We start from the raw sequence: 20,718 nt of genomic DNA, 5'->3' as shown, positions 1-20,718 counted from the left end.
ATTTATCCTGTTTGGGGCAAAATCATTTAGCCTTACCAACAAAATAAAGTATGATAAATGACCTTGAAATGAGTCGTCCAACTTCTCATTCCGAGGTCATTTTTTATTCTTCATAATGTGGCTCAAAGCCTTGTAATTACCACAATTCTTTAAAGAGAGATTACTATTAAGAAAGCAAATATTACTTATTAATAAAACGCTATTATTGATTCCACAGGAATTGGGTTACAGGATAAAGCACTTTGCCCTTTTGAGGATAAACGTGTTTGCCCCGTAACATTTTTGTTAAAAGACAAAGTGATTTATCCTGTTTGGGGCAAAATAGTTTAGTCTTACCAACAAAATAAAGTATGATAAATGACCTTGAAATGAGTCGTCCAACTTCTCATTCCGAGGTCATTTTTTATTCTTCTAATGTGGCTCAAAGCCTTGTAATTACCACAATTCTTTAAAGAGAGATTACTGTTAAGAAATCAAATATTTTATATTAATAATACGCTATTATTGATTCCACAGGAATTCTATTACAGGATAAAGCACTTTGCCCTTTTGAGGATAAACGTGTTTGCCCCGTAACATTTTAATTGCATTTCTCTGAAATAAGCCCTGTTTACGGGGATTAAGAGGATAAAAAATAGCAAGTGGTTATGATAAAATGCATTGATTTGTGCAATCATAGCCACTTTTTTATTTGATTATTTTGTTGCGCTAACTTTATATTTATCAGCGGTCAAAGAAATGGTACAATAAGGACACTACAAAAACCGAATTGGAGGAAGACCATGGCATATAGCGCCGGAATGGTTTCAAGCCTGTTTTGGCTCAGTGAAACCCGAAAAACAGCCCAGCTTTTAAAAGATGGCACCGACGTTAAGGCGATCCGGGTTCTCGCCCAGACGGAAAATATTTATCAGGTGAAAAATGAAATTCGGGCCCGTAAAATGGCCAATGTCATCATCAAGCGTCTTCACAGTCTGCCCGTTGAATGTTTAGAATTGATCGTCACCGCTGATATTGCCACCGTCAAGCTGATTATTCTGATTGGCATTATGAAGACCGATCTGCTTTTTTTTGAGTTTATTCATCAGGTGTACCGCCCGGCGATTCTTTTAGGAGAGACAGTCATCACCGACCGGGCGATCAACAGCTTCTTCGATGAAAAAAAACAGCAAAACGAAACCGTGGCAGCATGGACTGAAATAACCACCAAAAAATTAAAGCAGCAATATATAAAGAATCTTCTTGAAGCAGGGATGATTCAAAATGAAGAAGAGCAAAGAAAAATTATCATTCCCCTGGTTGACTATAACATGAGAAAACTACTGGAAGATCATGGCTTCACACCTTACCTGAATGCCATAACCGGAGAGGCGTAACATGAAAAATATCGAAACTCGATTGGATCAAATCGAAGCGAAAATCACCAATGAGGATTTTTTAAAAAACAAGGGCCTGGGCAATGAAGTGGGTTATTACATCTTTGACTATGCCCCCCAAGACGAACTAAAGGTCAGGCAGCACATTGCCTATCTAAAAGCGAAAATTAACAAATCAGCCAGTGGCGTAAAGATTGTCGAGTATGACCTTTACCAACTGGTGATCAGCGTTTTAAAAAAACGGGGCTATCTGGAAAAGTGCTTCCAGTTTGAAAAAACAAAAGGCCTGGACTATACCTATCAAGCCATAATCAAAATGCTCCGCCTGACCAGCAAGACTAATCTGTTGGTCAACCATATTGTTGAGCATACCCCAGCGCATTCCGTGGTTTTTATTACCGGGGTGGGAAAATGTTATCCGATTGTGCGGTCTCACAATGTCCTCAACAATCTTCATCAGGTGCTGGACATGGTGCCAGTGGTGATGTTTTTCCCCGGTGTTTATTCCGGCCAGGATTTACAGCTCTTTGGTACCATTAAAGACGATAACTACTACCGGGCCTTCAAACTCATTTAAAGCTGCCCGTCATACATGCCTAAAACTTGTTAAATAAAAACTTTGGAGGAAAAAAGATGCGTATTGCAGAGATGTTTGTCAAACCCATTGATCGGGATATTAAAGGCGTCATTAAAGTCGGTCAGGACGATGATGTCAACATTTATCAGGAACTGGATGAATATGTTGTTACGAAAGAGTTGCTAAAACACTTCCGTAGCTTTTTCGAAAGTTATAAAAATGGCATCACTGGCGATACCGATAAAATGGGGGTCTGGATTTCCGGTTTCTTTGGTTCCGGTAAGTCCCACTTTCTCAAAATTTTATCTTATCTGTTAGAAAACAGAGACGTCAACGGAAAAAAAGCGATTGAGTTTTTTACCGACGGCAGCAAACTAGACGATTCCGTAATTATGGCAAACATTCGCTTGGCTGAAAATGTCTCAAGTGACGTAATCCTCTTCAATATCGATTCCAAAAGCGAATCCAACTCCAAATCCTCAAAAGATGCGATTATCGATGTCTTCATGAAAGTTTTTAATGAAATGCAGGGCTTCTGCGGTTCACTGCCCTTTCTAGCTGATCTGGAACGTAAACTCGCTGATGACGGAAATTTTGAAAGCTTTAAGGCCGCCTATCGTCAAACTTACGGCAATACCTGGGAAGATGCCCGGGAGGACTTCTATTTTATTCAGGACGAACTGGTGGAAGTTTTAGCAAAACAGGGGATTATGAGTGAGGAAGCCGCTCGAACCTGGTGTGAGAAAGCCGCTGACACCTATACTCTCTCGATCGAAAAATTTGCCAGCCTGATCGGACACTATTGTGACAAAAAGGGTAGTAACCATCATGTTATCTTTATGGTCGATGAAATCGGCCAGTACATAGCTGATGATGCCCGACTGATGCTCAATCTTCAGACCGTCACCGAAGATCTGGGCACAGCCTGTGGCGGTAAGGCCTGGGTGATCGTTACCAGTCAGCAGGATATTGATGCTGTTGTCGCCGTCAAAGGCAATGACTTCTCGAAAATTCAGGGTCGCTTTGATACCCGGCTTTCGCTGTCCAGCGCCAACGTCGATGAAGTTATCCGCAAGCGAATTCTGGAAAAAAATCAGGCCGGGATGGTAACCTTGCAGCTTTATTATGACCAAAAAGAATCGGTGATCAAAAATCTGATCACCTTTTCCGGCGAAGTCGAAAAGAAGCTCTATCGCAACCGTGACGAGTTCGCCGGGGTTTACCCCTTTATCCCTTATCAGTTTAACCTGTTAGGACAGGTTTTAACCGCCATCCGTAATCACAGCGCCTCTGGAAAGCATCTGGCCGAAGGGGAACGCTCGATGATTGCCTTGTTCAAGGAATCGGCGATGTCTCTGATGGAAGCGACCGAAGGAGCGCTGGTGCCCTTTTATACCTTTTACAACGCCCTGGATCAGTTTATTGACCACACCCACCGCATTGTCATTAAGCAGGCGGAAGAAAATACCCTGCTGGAATCGCTGGACGTGGAGTTATTAAAAATTCTTTTTATGATCAAACACGTCAAAGAGATTAAAGCTAATACCGAAAACATCACCACCCTGATGGTGTCAAACGTCGATGATGACCGGATCAACCTGAGAAAAAAAGTAGAGGCCTCGCTAAGCCGTCTGATTGCCCAGACCCTGGTTCAGAAAAACGGCGAGGTCTATATGTTTTTGACCAACGAAGAGCAGGATATTAACCGGGCGATTCAGAATGAAGCGGTGGAAATGGGTGAAATCATCAACGAAGCCGCCGCGATCATCTTTCAGGGAATCATTACAGAAAACAAATACCGCTACAATAACCGCTACCATTTTCCCTATAACCAGATTGTCGATGGACGGTATTTTAAGAACAACCAATCCGAGGAAATGGCAGTTCAGATTATTACCCCCTATCATGATGACGACTACAAAACTGAAACCCTCCGGATGCTGTCGGCCCAGAAGCCCCAGGTGCTGGTGCACCTCCCCGGCGATGCCACCTTTCTGGATGAAATTATTGAGCAATTGAAAATCAGTAAATACTTGACTAAAAAAGGGGTGGAGCTGGAGAAGAACTTTGCCAGCATTAAACGGGCTAAAGAGGATGAACTCGGCGAAAAGAAACAGCGGATCCGGATTTTTATTGAAGAAGCCATTAAACATGCTGATATTTACGTGTCTGGCGACAAGACCAATATTCCCAACAAAGACCCGGAAAGCCGGATCAATGATGGCTTAAGTAAGCTGGTCAATGCCCGTTACAATAAGCTCTATTATATGGAAACCCAGCCCCAGTCTGCCGATATTGAGCAGCTTTTCAAGTCAACCGGCCAGATTGCCATGGGCGATGCCAATGCCTCGGCGGCCAACAACCTGGCGCTGGAGGATCTATTAAACGCCATTGAGCTGCTGTCCCGGCATACCAAAATTTCCTTAAAATCCCTGATCAAACATTTTTCCGATGCCCCCTACGGGTTTATTGACTGGGACGTTCGTTGGTTGGTCGCGATGCTCTTTAAACAGGGAAAGGCCAGCCTGATTTTAAACAGCGAAACCCTGTCCCCGGTCGAAGCCGACCCCAAGGAGCTGCTGAAGCTGCTGACTAAAACCGAGTTTGCCGAAAAACTCTTAATTGAAAAACGGGAACATCCCACTGAGGTACAGATAAAATCAGTCAAGGAAGTGATGAAGGGTCTCTTCGCGATGACAGCCATTGAAGTTGAAGAAGATACCATCATCAAAACCTTCAAATCCCGAGCAAAAATTAAACTCAAAGAAATAGATGCACTATTAATTGAATACCGCTTTGAACAACGTTTCCCGGGTAAGGCGATTCTTTTAAGTGGCAAAGCAATGCTGGAAACCATCATAAATATGACCAATGCCCTGATATTTTTCAAACATGTCCATGACCACCGCGATGACCTTCTGGATCTGGGGGATGATCTGGAACCGATTATCAGCTTTTTTAACAGCGAACAAAAAAAGATCCTCAAAACTGCCTTTAACTATCTGGATATCTATGAAAACAGCAAAAACTATATTGTCGATGAGGAACTTAGGGACACCATTGCAGAAATTCGCCAGGTTGCCAAAAAGCCCAGCCCTTACAATGACATTTTCAAACTGCCCGATGCCTTAAGCCGTTATGCCAAACGTCACAGTGCCCTGATTGCCGTTGAAGTTGAACCGATCCGGGTGCTTGTTTTAAGTGATGAAAGCGACGTGTTGGCCCAACTAACGCCCATTGAAGTTAAGGAAAAATTTGAAAGTCGCTATATTAAAACTTTTCGGGAACTGATTGATAAGCTGGAAGAATCCAACGAAATAGCGACGGTAAAAAATATCCGTTACGAAAGCGAAACCCTGAAAGAACGCTTTATTCATGAGATTGTGGATTACAAAAACGCCATCGTGGTAGTTTACCCACCCTCACCGGTCGGGGGCGGAACGATAGCGGAGCAACCACCAAAAAAAACAAAGATCGTCAAGCTTAAAGCTATGCAAATTCCTACGACCGTCACTATCGAAAAGGAAAGTGACGTGGAAGCCTTTATCCAGACGGTGAAAAGCGAATTACTAAAAGAACTGAACCGTAGCGATGACACGATCATCAATCTGACCATTTAAGGGAGCCAAGCACATGAATAAGACCGTCATTAAAGAATTTGCCGTTGAGGCGCGAAAAAAACTGATTGCCTCGGTTAAAGACAAGGCCGGAAAAATCGGCATTACCGAAGACAGTATCACCACGGCCATTACCACCGGTAGCGGCTTTGCCGTGTTTCCCACCCATTTTGGGACGGAAACAAAATTGGCCGGAAAAGAACTGCTGCAACGGGAAAACCTGATCAGGCAGATTAAAGAAAAAGGCTATAACACTGTCATGGAAGAGGTGGCCTATACCTGGTTTAACCGGATCATCGCCATCCGCTTTATGGAAGTCAACGACTATCTTCCCGCCCGGGTGCGGGTATTGTCCTCAGAAACAAAAGACAAGTTTGAACCGGATCTGGTAACGCTGGCGCCCGATATTGAACTGGATTTTACTGCTGCTGAAAAGGATGAGATCCTGAGCCTTAAAATGAAGAACGAGTTGGATAATCTTTTTCGGATGCTATTGATCAGACAATGCAACGCCCTGGGAGAAATCCTGCCGGAACTGTTTGAAAACACCTCCACTACCAACCGAGATTATACCGAAATCCTGCTGGATATTTCCTACACCAAAGAAGACAGCGTGATCCGGGATCTGCTAAAGATCGATGAGGCAGATTTTCTGGATGCGGTGGAGATTATCGGGTGGATGTATCAGTATTACAACACCGAGCCCAAAGATGAAACCTTTGCTCTGTTAAAAAAGAATGTCAAAATTACAAAAGAGCGAGTTCCTTCAGCCACCCAGCTTTTCACGCCAGACTGGATTGTTCGCTATATGGTGGAAAACAGCTTGGGGCGTTTGTGGCTGGAGCACTGTCAGGCAGAAGCGGGACTATCAAACGAGTATTTAAATGCCAGCTATTTTGGCTGGAAATATTATCTGGAAGAGGCTGAGCAGGAGCCAGAGGTACGGGCACAGCTGGAAATGTTGCGCCAAGATGCCAAAAATCTCAACCCGGAAGACATTAAAGTGATTGATCCCTGTATAGGCAGCGGTCATATCCTCGTTTATGCCTTTGAGGTGCTGATGCAGATTTATGAAAGTTGCGGTTATACCCAGAGGGATGCCGCCAGACTGATTATTGAAAAGAACCTTTACGGTCTCGATATCGATGACCGGGCTTTTCAGCTGGCTTATTTTGCCGTGATGATGAAGGGACGAAAATATAATCGCCGGATTTTAACCAGTGAAATACAAACAAACCTTTGTAGCATTCAGGAAAGCAACGCGATTAAAATGGAGTTGATCAGCTTTATTGCAGATGGCAATGAAAGTCTCTTTAATGATACCCAGGCTCTGATTAATGTGTTTATCGATGCCAAAGAATATGGCAGCATTCTGGAAATGCCGGAGATCGATTTTGTGGGGCTTAGTAAACAGGTTAACGAGATTAACACAGAGGTTTATGACAACATTATTGAGCGGATTAGTCAGGATGATGTGAAGAATCATTTTACACCCCTTTTAAAACAAGCAGAAATCATGTCACAAAAATATGATGTGGTGATTACCAATCCGCCTTATATGGGGAGTAGTGGGATGGGGCCGAAGCTGGGGGATTATGTCAAGAAGCATTATCCCGATAGTAAGAGTGATATGAGTACGGTTTTTATGCAGAAATCATTGGATATGTGCAAATCAAATGGAATGATGGCGATGATAAATATTCCTGTTTGGATGTTTTTATCTAGTTATGAAAAGTTGCGGAAAACGATTGTAAAAAATAATACTTATATTAATATGCTACATTTTGGTCGTGGTGTGTTTGGTTCTGATTTTGGAACAACGGCATTTGCGATAGCTAAAAAGCAGACTCCATTCTACAAATCAACTTTTCAAAAACTATTTATGAAGCAAGGTGCTGTTGATAGTATAGATCAGAAAGAAAAATGGTTCTTTGAAGGTGTAGGAAAATATACAATACAACAGGAGAATTTTGGAAAAATTCCTGGCATGCCAATTGCTTATTGGGCAAGTAATTATGATATGTTTGATTTCAAAAAGATTGGCGATTGTTACTTTTCGGGGGGGAGAAACAAAACTCACAATAACGAAAAATATATCAGAAGTTGGTGGGAAATTTCGGATACAAGTCGTTGGAAACCATATGCAAACGGTGGAGAATTTAAAAAATGGTATGGAAATAATATAGATCTTGTAGACTGGAGTGCAAATGCTAAAAATGATTATGCGTCACATGGTGGTTTATATAATGAAAAGTATAACGATAAGGAAGGAATATGCTGGAATTTAATTACATCTGCAAACAGTAGTTTTCGAGTAAAAGAAAAAAAGTTTCATTATAGCTCTGCTTCACCAACAATTTACAATGAAGAATTCATATGTCAACTTGAAGTACTGGGTTTTCTGAACACAAAAGTGGCAGCGTTCATTATAAAGATGTACAATCCTACGATAAATACAACTGTTACGGATATTCTATCGCTGCCATATAAAAATGACAATGATTTAATAACGTCTGTTTTTGTAAAGCAGTGTATTAGTATTTCAAAAATTGACTGGGATTCATTCGAAACCTCCTGGGATTTCAAACAACATCCGCTATTAGTACACGAAAATCGCTACTATACCTCATTCGAAAATGATGGCAAAATTTTCCCAAAAGACGAAACAGATCAAATACTATACAAACATTCGCTTGCTTTAGCGTACAGCAATTGGAAAACCTTTACCGAAAACCAATTCACCCAACTCAAAGCCAACGAAGAAGAACTCAACCGGATCTTCATTGAAATCTATGGTCTGGAAGACGAGCTTACTTCGGAGGTTGAAGATAAAGACGTCACCATCCGCAAGGCCGATCAGGGCCGTGATATCCGCTCTCTGATTTCTTATGCAGTGGGCTGTATGCTGGGCCGTTATTCGCTGGATATAGAAGGCCTTGTCTATGCCGGTGGCGAGTGGGAAGCAGACAAATACACCACCATCATCCCGGACAAGGACAATATTATCCCCATCACCGATGCGGAATATTTTGATGACGACATGGTAGCCCGGCTGGTTAACTTTATCAAAGTGGTTTATGGGGAAGCATCTCTGGAAGAAAATCTGGACTTTATTGCCGGTGCCTTGGGGAATAAGGGGAACACCGCCCGGGAAGTCATCCGTAATTATTTCCTTAAAGATTTCTACAAAGACCACGTCAAAATCTATCAGAAGCGACCGATTTACTGGCTCTTTGATAGCGGCAAAGAAAATGGTTTTAAAGCGTTAATCTACATGCACCGCTACGATCAGGACACCGTCGGCCGGGTGCGAACCGATTACCTTCATAAAATACAGGCCAAGTTGGAAGATAGTCTTAACCACTGCAATGTCATCCTCGCAAGTGAAGCCCCAGCCGGGGAGAAAGCTGCAGCAGTGAAGAAAAAGGAAAAACTGATCAAGCAACTGGCCGAAACCAGGCTTTATGACCAGGCCATCGCCCACATCGCCCTGAGCCGCCTCGCTATCGATCTGGATGACGGGGTCAAGGTGAACTACGCCAAATTCCAGGATGTCGAAGTCGCCAGTGAAGGGAAGAAAGCGGTTAAGGTTAATCTGCTGGCTAAGATATAAAGTTGAGTCTGGCGATTTGAAAAGATTACGTTCCGATGGCTCAAAAAAATGGTCGTATCGAGCGGATATCCCATTTAAACTTCTTGTAATTTGTGTAGAGATGACTTAAAATAATTACATCAAAACATAGATACAAAAATTAATATCGATAATTTAGTGGTGAAATGATGAAAAATGAAAGACGAGAAAAAATAGTTAAGGTGTTTCGTGAAAATGGTTCAGTAGTCAGAACAAAGACACTGAGGGATCATAAAATAACCAGTCGTGATCTTGAAGAATTAATTGTTAAAGGTGACGTGGTTAAGGTTAAAACAGGGTACTATGCTTTAAATGAAACAATGAAAAAACTGACGGATTTTGAATTGGTCTATCAGATTATTCCGAATGGCGTTATCAGTGTTTTTTCGGCTGCTTCGGTTTATGAACTGTCAACGGTAAACCCCATGGCAGTGAGTGTAACGATTCCTTCTGACAGAATTAAACCGATTTTGCCGGATTATCCTCTCATTGAGTTGTTCTATGTCTCACAAAAGAATCTTTCGTTGGGAGTCGTCGATTTTCATGTGAATGATAAAGTCATACCAATCTATAACCGGGAAAGGACGGTGTGTGACTTTTTTAAATACAGCGCCAGAGTTGATAATGAGCTGGCCTTGGAAGTGCTAAAAAACTATATGGCAGGGAACAAAAAAAATTTACCGCTTCTTTTTGATTATGCTGTAAAACTCAGAGTGAAAAAATTTATCAAACCTTATGTAGAGGCGTTATTATGAGCAAAGCGGACAGTATAAAAGCCAGACTAAAAAATCTGGCAATAAAGGAAGGTAAACAATTTGACTATTATTTAATGCTGTATTTTATTGAACGACTCCTTTATCGTTTATCCATATCAAAGTATTCGGATGTCTTTATATTAAAAGGGGGACTTTTCCTTTATACGATACTTGATGAAAATGCAAGAGCAACTAAAGATGTGGATATGCTGGCAAAGGAAATATCAAATCAGCTGGATTCAATAAAAGGGATATTTTTGGAAATCAGCAGCATTGATGTCGATGATGGGGTGAAATTTATCAATGATTCCATAGAAGTCGAACGGATTAAAGAGGATGCTGATTACGAAGGAGTGCGTGTCAAGCTTTTGGCAAAGTTGGATAACACAAAAAAAATACTGCAGTTGGATATTGGGTTTGGAGATGTGATTGTTCCTGAAGCAAAAGAGATCGAATATCCATCTCTACTAAAGATGGAGAAAACAAAAGTAAAAGCATATTCGGTAGAATCAGTCATTGCAGAAAAGTTTGAAGCGATGGTTTATCTTGGAGAGTTTAATAGTCGAATGAAGGATTTCTACGATATTTATAGTCTCAGTAAAAAATTTGACTTTGATGGACCTGTTTTACAAAAAGCGATTGTGGCAACATTCAAAAAACGAGGCGTTTCGCTGAATCAGAAACCTCATATTTTTACGACTGCATTTATCAACTCTGTTGATAAAAAACGCCAATGGGAGAGCTTTAAGAAACGAATCAAATTTCAATCAGAAGTGGATTTTGAAACGGTGATGAAAAGTATTGTGTCTTTTTTAGAACCAGTTATTGAGCAGATTGATTTGTTTGAAAAATGTTGGTCCTATAGTGATCAGAAATGGAAATAAGCGGCTAGGATCAATCGGCATGATAAGATTTAAAGTCGAAAAATAAAAAGGCACGCGGAACAAAATGGCTTAGCTGATTAATAATCGTCCGGCACCGGTCGATAAAAAAGTACCAACTAAATCGTGAAATTTACTGAAAAGGGGTATCGTATGAATCTGCAAACCATCCAAGAACAAATAAATAAAAAATTTCAGGGCGATGGTCGAAGGCTTGTTTTCTGGTACGATGATAAGGGGGAGTTTATCAATGATATTGATCGTCTGGTCTTAGACAATGCAACGATCTATCGTTTAACCGGGGACAACACGCTATACACCAAGTTTTTATTTGAGTGTGAGGATCAGACCAACAATTACCTGATCTATGCACCCTTCCCCAAGCCAGCGGACAAAGATAACCATTTGGCAGATACTGCTTACTATTCCCGGCAATTTTTCACGGATCGCGTGTCGCTGCTGTGCAGTACCTATGCTATCCCGGAAAAGTATAAGGAACAGCTTTCCCATTACGGGAAATTCTGGAAATCCAATGAGCGGATTGATAAGTTTGTTGCTTTAGGGATTGAAGAATATAATCCGGAAATCATTGAAATCGGACTGCTTGCCGTGATGGTAGGAGAGACAACCCCCAGTCTGGATGAGATTTTGAAAAAAATGATCAACCGTGGTGGATTAAAAGAGAATAAATATTTGGTTGAATTTGAAAAAATGGATCTGCTGTCGAGTTTCTGGGCCTTGTGCGCTAAATATTATGGCTATACAGAGGAAAACAAAAGCTTTGAAAAGTTGGTTGCCACGCTTTTGGTTACCCATACTGCCAATTCGTTTACCGGGGAACTGCCAAAAATCTGGCAGCCTTTTGTTTCGCATAAGAAAAACGATGTGGCTATTTTTGTGTCTAATTTTATGAATAATATTTACTTGCAGGATCGGTATGATAAAATCGCCAGAGAAATTGGCCGGAAATTAAAAGTCGATGATTTTTTGGCTTCGGTTCCGACTGAGAAATACTTTGAGTGTGACACCTTCGCAGCCTTTGATGTTCTTATCATCAAGGCGGTGGTCGAAGACCTGGTCAATCGGGGCGCTCCGCTTGCAGAGGAACATCGGGAAATGATCAGAAACCGTAGTGCCCGAAAACACTTTTCCCAAACCTATCAGCACCATTACAAAGCTTTAGATAAGGCCGATCAGCTGGTTGGCGGTATTCAGGCATTTTCAAAAGAACTGCTTGAAGTAGGGAATGCTGATGGATTTATTCAGATGTATGCCCAAAAATGGGAAAGCATCGACCGCTACTACCGCGGTTTTTATACAGCCTATGACAAGATCCCGGGCGATGAGGCATTGCATCAATTAAGAGGCTGGGTTGAAAACTTGTATACCAATGCCTATCTGTTGAAGTTGTCGATTGCCTGGGCAGACACCCTGGAAAAAGTCAGTGGCTGGCATCAATTGGCCGGCGAAAAACAGTGGCATTTCTATCAACGGCAGGTCGCAGCGGCGGTAAAAAGAGAAGTAACGGTGGTGATTATCTCCGATGCCCTCCGTTATGAAGCTGGAGTTGAACTTGATAAACGCCTGAATGAGCGGGCAAACACTAAATCGGAAATCAGTCCGATGATTTCGGTGCTGCCATCCGTTACCCGTCTGGGCATGGCGGCGCTGCTGCCACATCAATCCCTGACCATTAATTCAGCCTGTGAAGTGCTGGTCGATGGGATGCCCTGTTTATCAAGTGAACAGCGGGAGAAGATCTTAAAAACCTGTCATCCGCGATCGGTTGTTGCCAGCTATCAGGCGGTGATGGCGATGAATCGCGAGTCCGTCCGCAAACTGATGACCGGACAGGAGCTGATCACTATCTATCATAATCAAATTGATGCCCGGGGCGATCATATGGCCACAGAAAATGAAGTATTTACGGCAGTAGATGAGACGGTCAGTGAACTCATGAATTTGATTCAAAAACTGACCGTCGATAAATCAATTACCAATTACATCATCACCGCCGATCATGGTTTTATTTACAAGCGGGATAAATTGGACGAAAGTGATAAGGTAACCTTGTCGAAACAGTCCGGCGACTTTATCAATAAGCGATTCATCCTATCTAATGAATTGCCCGACTTAAAGGGCACGCTGACCTATTCGCTAGATTACGCCGGAGCCCAGAACAGCGATGTATTGGTTACCGTTCCCCGCGGGGTCGATGTTTTTAAAACCCCGGGCGGCGGGCAGAACTTTGTTCACGGTGGCGCCAGTCTCCAGGAAATAGTGATTCCACTGATAAAAGTCAAGACCGAAAAAAGAAAGCAAAACGTCGAGAATGTTGAGGTTGTCCTAACCTCGGTGACCCGCAAGATCAACAACCTGATTGTCTATCTGGATTTTCTCCAAAAAGAGGCTGTTACCGATCGTCTGCGGCCAGCCAGGATTGAAGTTTACTTTGAAAGCGCGTCCGGCGATAAAATATCCGACCGGGAAATCATCGTCGCGGATCGAAAAGACCAGGACGTTGATAATCGCATGTTTAAAGAAAAATTTATCTTTAGAAATCAGAAGTATTCAAAAGATGAAAAGTACGATCTGGTCATGAAGGATGTCGGATCGGATATCGAAGTGGCACGACATGAATTTATCATCGATATTGCCTTTGCAGATGATTTCGGATTTTAGAAAGTAAGGTTGACTAAATGAATGCATTATCTGAAAAGCTAATCGAAAATTTTGCTGGGAAAATCGTGCGCAAGGATCTGACCAAGAAAATTAAAGAGGGTGCCAATGTCCCTATTTATGTACTGGAGTACCTGTTAGGGATGTATTGTTCAACCACTGACGAAGAGCTCATCACCCAGGGGATTGCGACTGTTAAAAATATCCTGTCGGATAACTTTGTCAGGCCGGATGAAGCACAGAAGATTATCTCAAAACTCCGGGAACGTGGCTCTTATACAGTGATTGACAATGTTTCGGTGAAACTGAATTTTCGCAATGATGTCTATGAAGCGGAGTTCTCCAATCTGGGGATAAAAAATGTCCCGGTGCCGGAACAGTATGCCTCGGATTATGAGCGGTTACTCTGCGGTGGGATCTGGTGTATTATTCAGTTGGAATACTTTTTTGATGAAGGAGACAAAAGCCGATGTCCCTTCATTATTCAAAAGCTGACTCCCATCCAGATGCCAAACCTGGATTTAGATGAAGTCATTCGCGGCCGGGAATGCTTTACCAAGGATGAATGGATTGATGTGCTGCTGCGCTCGATCGGTATGGAACCAGACAAATTCAATGATCGGGTGAAATGGCTGCTATTAACCCGGATGATTCCCCTAGTTGAGAACAACTTCAATCTTTGTGAACTGGGACCCCGGGGAACGGGTAAATCCCATGTTTATAAAGAAATCTCGCCCAACAGTATTCTTGTTTCTGGCGGTCAAACCACGGTCGCCAATCTCTTTTACAATATGTCCAACAAAACCGTGGGACTGGTGGGGATGTGGGATTGTGTGGCCTTTGACGAAGTGGCTGGGATTACCTTTAAAGATAAAGACGGCGTTCAGATCATGAAGGATTATATGGCTTCCGGTTCGTTTTCCCGGGGTAAAGAAGAAAAGAATGCCTCAGCTTCGATGGTGTTTGTCGGTAATATCAATCAGAGTGTTGATGTGCTCTTAAAAACCTCGCACCTCTTCGACCCATTCCCCGAGGCGATGGCCTGTGACAGCGCTTTTTTCGATCGGATGCACTGTTACGTTCCTGGTTGGGAGATTCCCAAATACCGACCGGAATTTTTCACCAACGACTATGGTCTGATCACAGATTATCTGTCTGAATTTTTGCGAGAGCTGCGAAAAACATCTTATTCAGACATGTTTGACCCTTATTTCAAACTGGGGAATAATCTCAATCAGCGGGATGTGATTGCGGTCAGGAAGATGGCGTCCGGCTTGATGAAGCTGGTTTATCCCCACGGTAAATGCGATAAGGGTGGGGTTGAGGAAATCCTCCGTCTGGCACTTGAAAGCCGTCGTCGGGTCAAGGAACAGCTGAAGAAAATCGGCGGTATGGAATTCTATGATGTAAATTTCTCCTACATTGACAATGAAAGCTTTGGCGAAGAGTTTGTCCCGGTGCCGGAACAGGGCGGCGGGAAACTTATCCCCGAAGGTTTACACAAGTCCGGGCAGATCTATACCGTCAGCCGGGGAAAATCCGGGATGATTGGTGTTTTTAAACTGGAAACTGAAATGCTAGCCGGCTCCGGAAAATTTGAACGGACTGGTTTTGGATCGGATCGAGATGCTAAAGAAGCGATTGAAACCGCCTACCGCTATTTAAAAGCCAACAGTCGCAATATCAGCGGTACCATCAGCATGACCACCAAAGATTATCTCATGCATTTACAGGATTTGAACGGGATTGGCATCACCAGTCAGTTGACCCTAGCAGCTTTGGTGGCGCTCTGTTCGGCGGCGATGAAAAAACCGGTGATCAGCAGTCTGGCGATTCTTGGCAATCTCAGTATTGGGGGAACCATTATGAAGGTGGAAGAACTGGCCAATGTGCTCCAGGTCTGCCTCGATAGCGGGGCCAAAAAAGTGCTGCTGCCGATTGCTTCCACCGTTGATATGGTCTCGGTGTCACCGGAACTGATGGGTAAGTTTAATCTGATTTTTTACCAGAGCCCGGAGGATGCAGTGTTTAAGGCGCTGGGAGTGGAGTAGAAAAAGAAATAATAAGAAAGTCTATAATACAGTTCTTAGGCCTGTGTTTTAGGCTTTCTTTTTTTGTTATTTATGCTGACTGATAATTTCCGAAAAAGTATTGATGGTAACTGGATAGAATTTGCCTAGAAGTTTTAAAGAAAACGAGTAACAAGTTGCATAAGTATCAATAAAGGAATATAATTAAACCAGAAAACATCTTCACTAAACAACTTTCGTTTGTTGAATAAAAAAACACCCCGTAAGGTGCTTGTCTTTAAAAAAGGTGGATTGCTTGACGGTTACCACCATACCCCACGGCGACCTCGTTAGAAGTGCCTTATCTTAGAACTACTGATGGATATTGATAAACTTACACTAAATCAATAAAGTTATCGATGGATATTGATAAACTGACACATTAGTAATTCTTTTCGATGTAATTGTATACGATTAAAAATGCATTGTCAATCTGTTTAAGGAGAAAAATTATGATAAAATACCGTCTGGGTCTGGATATCGGCATTGGTTCAATCGGTTGGGCAATTATTTCTGGCGATTCAAATGCGGCTCGCATTGAAAATTTTGGGGTGCGGATTTTTGAATCGGGAGAACTCGATCAACTGGGAAAAGATCGAAAAAGTCAGCAGCGAAGAGGCTTTCGGGGGACAAGACGGCTGGTGCGACGGAAGAAACACCGAAAAGATCGGGTGAAAAGGCATTTGCAGAATATTGGTTTAATCAAAATTGAGGCGCTTAATCAGTATTTTGAGACAAACAATCAGGATATCTATGAAGTCCGGGTAAGAGCTCTGGATGGGAAAATCAGTCCAGAGGAGATTGGTGCTTGTCTGATTCACTTTGCCAATAATCGGGGCTATAAGGATTTTTATGCCCAGGAAGGCGAAAAAAAAGACCTTGATGCGGAAGAAGAAGCAGATTATGAAGCCCTTAACAATTTTGATAAGCTCTATAAGTCAACGAATTTCAGAACTCCTGCGGAGTGTATTCTGACGAAATTTAAAAAGGATGGGCAGTGTTATCCGGATTTTAGAAATAATAATTTCAAGGAAATTCATTATTTAATCAATCGTGAATATTTGAAAAATGAAATGCACCAGATCCTGGCAGAACAAAGCAAGTATTATAGAAACCTGTCACCAGCTAATATTGAAATGCTGAATGTCATTATCTTTAAGCAACGGGACTTCGAAGATGGTCCTGGAGATGAAAATGAAAAATTCAGACGCTACTCAGGATTTCTGGATTCAATTGGAAAATGTATGTATTACAAGGATTGGGATAGAGGTTTTCGCAGTACGGTTATCTCGGATGTTTATGCGGTGACCAATACCTTGTCCCAATACCAATTTCTCGATAGTGCAACAGGAGAATATCATTTAAATCCAGTGGTGGCAAAAGAACTGGTTCATTATCTGCTTAAAACAGGCAATCTCACGATGACTGAAGTGAAAAAGATGCTAAAGAACTATAATTTAATCCTAAAAAAAAGCGACTTATCTGATGATACTGCTCTTTCAAAAGCCATTAAGTATCTTAAAGCGATCAAGAATGTTATTGAGACTTGCGGTTTGGACTGGAATAGTTTTATTGGTGAAGTTCAGTTTGATGTGGAAAATTATTCAAAACTGCATCAAATGGGCGAACTGATTTCAAAATATCAAACGCCTAAACGACGAAAAGACGAACTCAAGAAATTACCATGGATGACGGAACCCTTATTAAAGGAACTATGCTCAAAGAAAATAAGCGGTACCAGTAATGTCAGTTACAAATATATGTGTGAGGCAATCCAGGCTTTTATGAACGGGGAAACCTACGGGAATTTTCAGGCCAATAAATTAAAAGAACGGCAGGAAAATATCAGTCAGGAACATCGAAGTATGTTTTTAAAAACCCTCGATGATCCAGAAATAAAAGATAATCCAGTGGTATTTAGAGCTATCAATGAAACCAGGAAATTGATTAATGCCATTGTTCGACAATATGGCAGTCCGGAGTATATCAATTTGGAGGTTGCCAGTGAATTGAATCGGAGTTTTTCGGAGCGCGTAGAAATTCAAAAATATCAAAAAGAAAATGAGAAAAGCAATGACAAAGTAAAAAAAGCAATCGCTGATCTTTTACAGATTGAAGTGGGGGATGTGAGTGGGACTCAGATCGAGAAGTATAAATTATATTATGAACAGGATTGCAAATGCCTTTACTCGGGCAAACCCCTTAGCGACATTGGGTTGGTCTTGCTGGACAAAACCCATCGCTATGAGATTGATCACATTGTCCCCTATTCACTCATTCTGGATAATACCCTGAATAACAAAGCACTGGTGCTTGGCAATGAAAATCAGGTTAAAAAACAGCGGACGCCCCTGATGTATATGGGAAATCAGCAAAAGGAGAGTTTTATTGCCCGGATCAATGAAATGCATAATAAAAAGCATAAACAGATATCGGATAAAAAATACAAATACCTGATGGTTGAAAATCTGTATGATGAGAAAACACTTAGTATGTTAAGGGATTGGAAATCAAGAAATATTAACGATACCCGTTACATCACCAAATATTTGATTACTTATCTGAAATCTAATTTGCAGTTTAACACCAACCGCCGGGAACCGGTTTATGGTATTAAAGGTGGAATCACGTCCAGATTCAGAAAGATATGGTTGCGGGATACAGATTGGGGGAGGGAAATAAAGGATCGGGAATCATATCTGAACCATGCGGTGGATGCGGTCGTTATTGCCAACTTGACATCGGCCTATGTCGAAATTTCATCGGACAATATGAAATTAAGCCAGATAAGTAGACGATACCGTAATACTACGAATGATGAATATCAAGATTATTTAAAACGTTGCATCAACAAAATGGATGAACATTATCATTTTTCACCGGAATATACAGAGCGGCTTTTAACAAAAACCAATCGGGTTCCTTCTTTTGTCGATCAACTGGAAAAAGAAGTGATCATTCGTTTTGATGAAGAAAATCCGGAATTGTTTGATGAACGGGTGCAAGAATATTATGGGGATTTATCGGATTTTGTGATTAAGCCCCATCTGCCCATCGTCTCCCAGAAACAGGAACGGAAATATCGTGGATCGATGGCGGATTCAAATCCTATAAAAGTGTGTGAAATTAATGGGGTTTTGATGAAAGTCAATCGCAAGACAATTGGTGAATTAAAACCAAAAGATATGGAATGTTTAAGAACGGCAGATACGGATTTGATTGAAAGCCTAGAAGAAGTTTTTGAGTCGTTCCCAACCGTTGATGCATATCTTAAGGCCCGCGAATTAAAGCATTTCAAAACCAAGAAGGGGCAAATAGTCAATCGGGTTTCGGTTATTCAGGGATCAATTAGCAACTATTACAAAAAAGAGATCAGTGAACAGAATTACTCTATTCTTGGGGGGATGAAATATTATTGTATTGAAGTGTATCAGAATAAAAAAGATGAAACCGCTATCTGGGGAATCAAATACACGGATGTGGTCAATAAAGATAAAAAGCTTTGGGTGAAAGAGACGGCGTTGCCAGAAGACTATGGAAAACACGTGATGTATTTGTTTAAAAATGATTATATTGAGGTGTTTAATAAGAAGGGCGAGCAGAAATTTTCCGGTTTTTATAAATCGATTTTCAATATAAATCAAAATCAGCTTTATTATGCGTTGGCAACAAAACCTTTGCAAAAAAGAAAAGCCCTTTCTATTTCGAAAAAAGATTCACTAAAAAAATATGATATTGATATTTTAGGTAACAAAGGTGGTGAAATCAAATGTTCCGCACCCTTATCATTAATGCCGGCGAAAAAATAACCGTAAAGAACAATTGGCTGATCGTATCAGAAAATGAAGAAGAAAAGAAAATCCCGCTCTCGGATATTTATTCCATTGTCATTGACAATCCCCGGACCACTTTGACCATTGCGGCCTTAAATGCCATTACCCAATGCGGCGCCCATGTTTTATTCTGCGACGAAAGTCATTTGCCAGTTTCTCATACTTACCCGATGAATGGGAGCTATGCCCCTTTTGGAAAACTGAAAATGCAGATTGAAATGACGGAGTTCTTCAAAGGACTGCTGTGGAAGACTATCATCCAGGGGAAAATTCAAAATCAGGCAAAGGTCTTGTCTCTGTGCAAGGTGCCAGATGAGCATGTGCAACGGATGCTGAAGTTTAGGGACGAGGTTGACTATGATGACGTCACCAATCGGGAAGGGATTGCCGCCAAATGGTTTTTTAATCGGCTTTATGGGGCTGGTTTTGTCAGAGATCATGATAATGCCATTAATGCAGCGCTTAACTATGGCTATACCATTATTCGATCGTCCGTTGCCAAAACACTGGCCGTGTTTGGCTTTAGCTGTGCATTAGGTGTTCATCATATTAACCGTCATAATGGTTTTAACCTGGCAGATGATTTGATGGAGCCACTGCGACCGTTAGTGGATTTATGGGTTGACCAGAATCAGGAAGAATTGGTGAATGAACTGACAAAGGAGAACCGGCGTGATCTTGTTAACCTAGTCAATCACACCGTGCTTGTGGGCAAACGAAAATATCATTTACGATATGCGTTAACGGAGTATATCTCCAGTTTGACTTCAGCAATTGCGCAAGAAGATGTGACTTTATTGAAAATTCCAGAAATTCAAGTGAATGATGTGTTTTTCAAGGGGAATGATGGTGAATAATAGAGTTATGCGAATTATAGTAATGTTTGATTTACCAACTTTAACGAAAAGAGATCGCCGCGAAGCGTCCTTATTCCGAACAAACCTAATCAAGAATGGATTTTTTATGGTGCAATTATCAGTATATTGCCGAGTAACCCGTAACCATGATGATGCCAGAAAAAACATTGGCATCATCAAATCCTTTCTCCCGCCCCACGGTTCGGTAAGGGTTCTTACAGTTACGGAAAAACAATATGCTTCTATGCAAATATTAATAGGTGATAAAACGGCATCTGAAACATTTCTCAATACTGAGGATATACTGGAACTCTGAAATCCCATATTGCTGGGGTTTTAGGTCATATGAAAATAAAAACGGATTATGATTGCAATTAGCTGAAAAACATGTTAAATTGAATTTAAGGTTTTGGTTCTCTGATGGATATTGATAAACTTACACC

At 41.5% G+C, this 20,718-nt stretch carries 11 protein-coding genes; all 11 read left to right on the top strand.

The window, feature by feature from the left end; all coding sequences use genetic code 11:
• Nucleotides 1-782 precede the first annotated feature (782 nt).
• Nucleotides 783-1,376 (top strand): DUF1819 family protein, encoded by a 594-nt coding sequence (locus tag A3KS_RS0119000; protein WP_026396243.1) that lies wholly within the window; start codon nt 783-785, stop codon nt 1,374-1,376.
• A 1-nt stretch (nt 1,377) separates the two neighbouring features.
• A complete protein-coding gene (locus A3KS_RS0118995) occupies nt 1,378-1,953 on the top strand; it encodes a DUF1788 domain-containing protein (RefSeq protein ID WP_026396242.1) in 576 nt (191 codons plus the stop codon).
• 56 nt (nt 1,954-2,009) lie between these two features.
• Nucleotides 2,010-5,573 carry a BREX system P-loop protein BrxC gene (brxC, locus tag A3KS_RS0118990; RefSeq protein ID WP_026396241.1) on the top strand — a complete coding sequence of 1,188 codons (3,564 nt, stop codon included), beginning with the start codon at nt 2,010-2,012 and terminating at the stop codon, nt 5,571-5,573.
• Nucleotides 5,574-5,586: 13 nt separating this feature from the next.
• Nucleotides 5,587-9,183, top strand: coding sequence for a BREX-1 system adenine-specific DNA-methyltransferase PglX (gene pglX / locus A3KS_RS0118985; protein WP_026396240.1), 3,597 nt, complete (start codon nt 5,587-5,589; stop codon nt 9,181-9,183).
• A 164-nt stretch (nt 9,184-9,347) separates the two neighbouring features.
• On the top strand, nt 9,348-9,956 hold the full coding sequence (locus A3KS_RS0118980; protein ID WP_156913383.1) for a type IV toxin-antitoxin system AbiEi family antitoxin domain-containing protein: 609 nt from the start codon (nt 9,348-9,350) through the stop codon (nt 9,954-9,956).
• Nucleotides 9,953-10,840: a nucleotidyl transferase AbiEii/AbiGii toxin family protein gene (locus A3KS_RS0118975; RefSeq protein WP_026396238.1), complete on the top strand. Its 888-nt coding sequence runs from the start codon at nt 9,953-9,955 to the stop codon at nt 10,838-10,840. Before A3KS_RS0118980 ends, A3KS_RS0118975 begins: the two co-directional genes overlap by 4 nt.
• 150 nt (nt 10,841-10,990) lie before the next feature.
• Nucleotides 10,991-13,519 (top strand): BREX-1 system phosphatase PglZ type A, encoded by a 2,529-nt coding sequence (gene pglZ / locus A3KS_RS0118970; protein ID WP_035356830.1) that lies wholly within the window; start codon nt 10,991-10,993, stop codon nt 13,517-13,519.
• Between the two features lie 17 nt (nt 13,520-13,536).
• Nucleotides 13,537-15,567 carry a protease Lon-related BREX system protein BrxL gene (brxL, locus tag A3KS_RS0118965; protein WP_026396236.1) on the top strand — a complete coding sequence of 677 codons (2,031 nt, stop codon included), beginning with the start codon at nt 13,537-13,539 and terminating at the stop codon, nt 15,565-15,567.
• Between the two features lie 470 nt (nt 15,568-16,037).
• A complete protein-coding gene (cas9, locus tag A3KS_RS0118960) occupies nt 16,038-19,394 on the top strand; it encodes a type II CRISPR RNA-guided endonuclease Cas9 (protein ID WP_026396235.1) in 3,357 nt (1,118 codons plus the stop codon).
• A complete protein-coding gene (cas1, locus tag A3KS_RS0118955) occupies nt 19,355-20,275 on the top strand; it encodes a type II CRISPR-associated endonuclease Cas1 (RefSeq protein ID WP_026396234.1) in 921 nt (306 codons plus the stop codon). The genes cas9 and cas1 overlap by 40 nt, the downstream gene beginning before the upstream one ends.
• Nucleotides 20,268-20,591, top strand: a complete 324-nt coding sequence (cas2, locus tag A3KS_RS0118950) for a CRISPR-associated endonuclease Cas2 (protein ID WP_423219255.1) — start codon at nt 20,268-20,270, stop codon at nt 20,589-20,591. The genes cas1 and cas2 overlap by 8 nt, the downstream gene beginning before the upstream one ends.
• Nucleotides 20,592-20,718: the final 127 nt, after the last annotated feature.

Origin of the sequence: Acetobacterium malicum subsp. dehalogenans DSM 11527, assembly GCF_000472665.1 — a bacterium.
Classification (GTDB): Bacteria; Bacillota; Clostridia; order Eubacteriales; family Eubacteriaceae; genus Acetobacterium; species Acetobacterium malicum.
The sequence above is the reverse complement of the archived record's forward strand: the minus strand, read 5'-3'. Positions and strand labels throughout refer to the sequence as shown.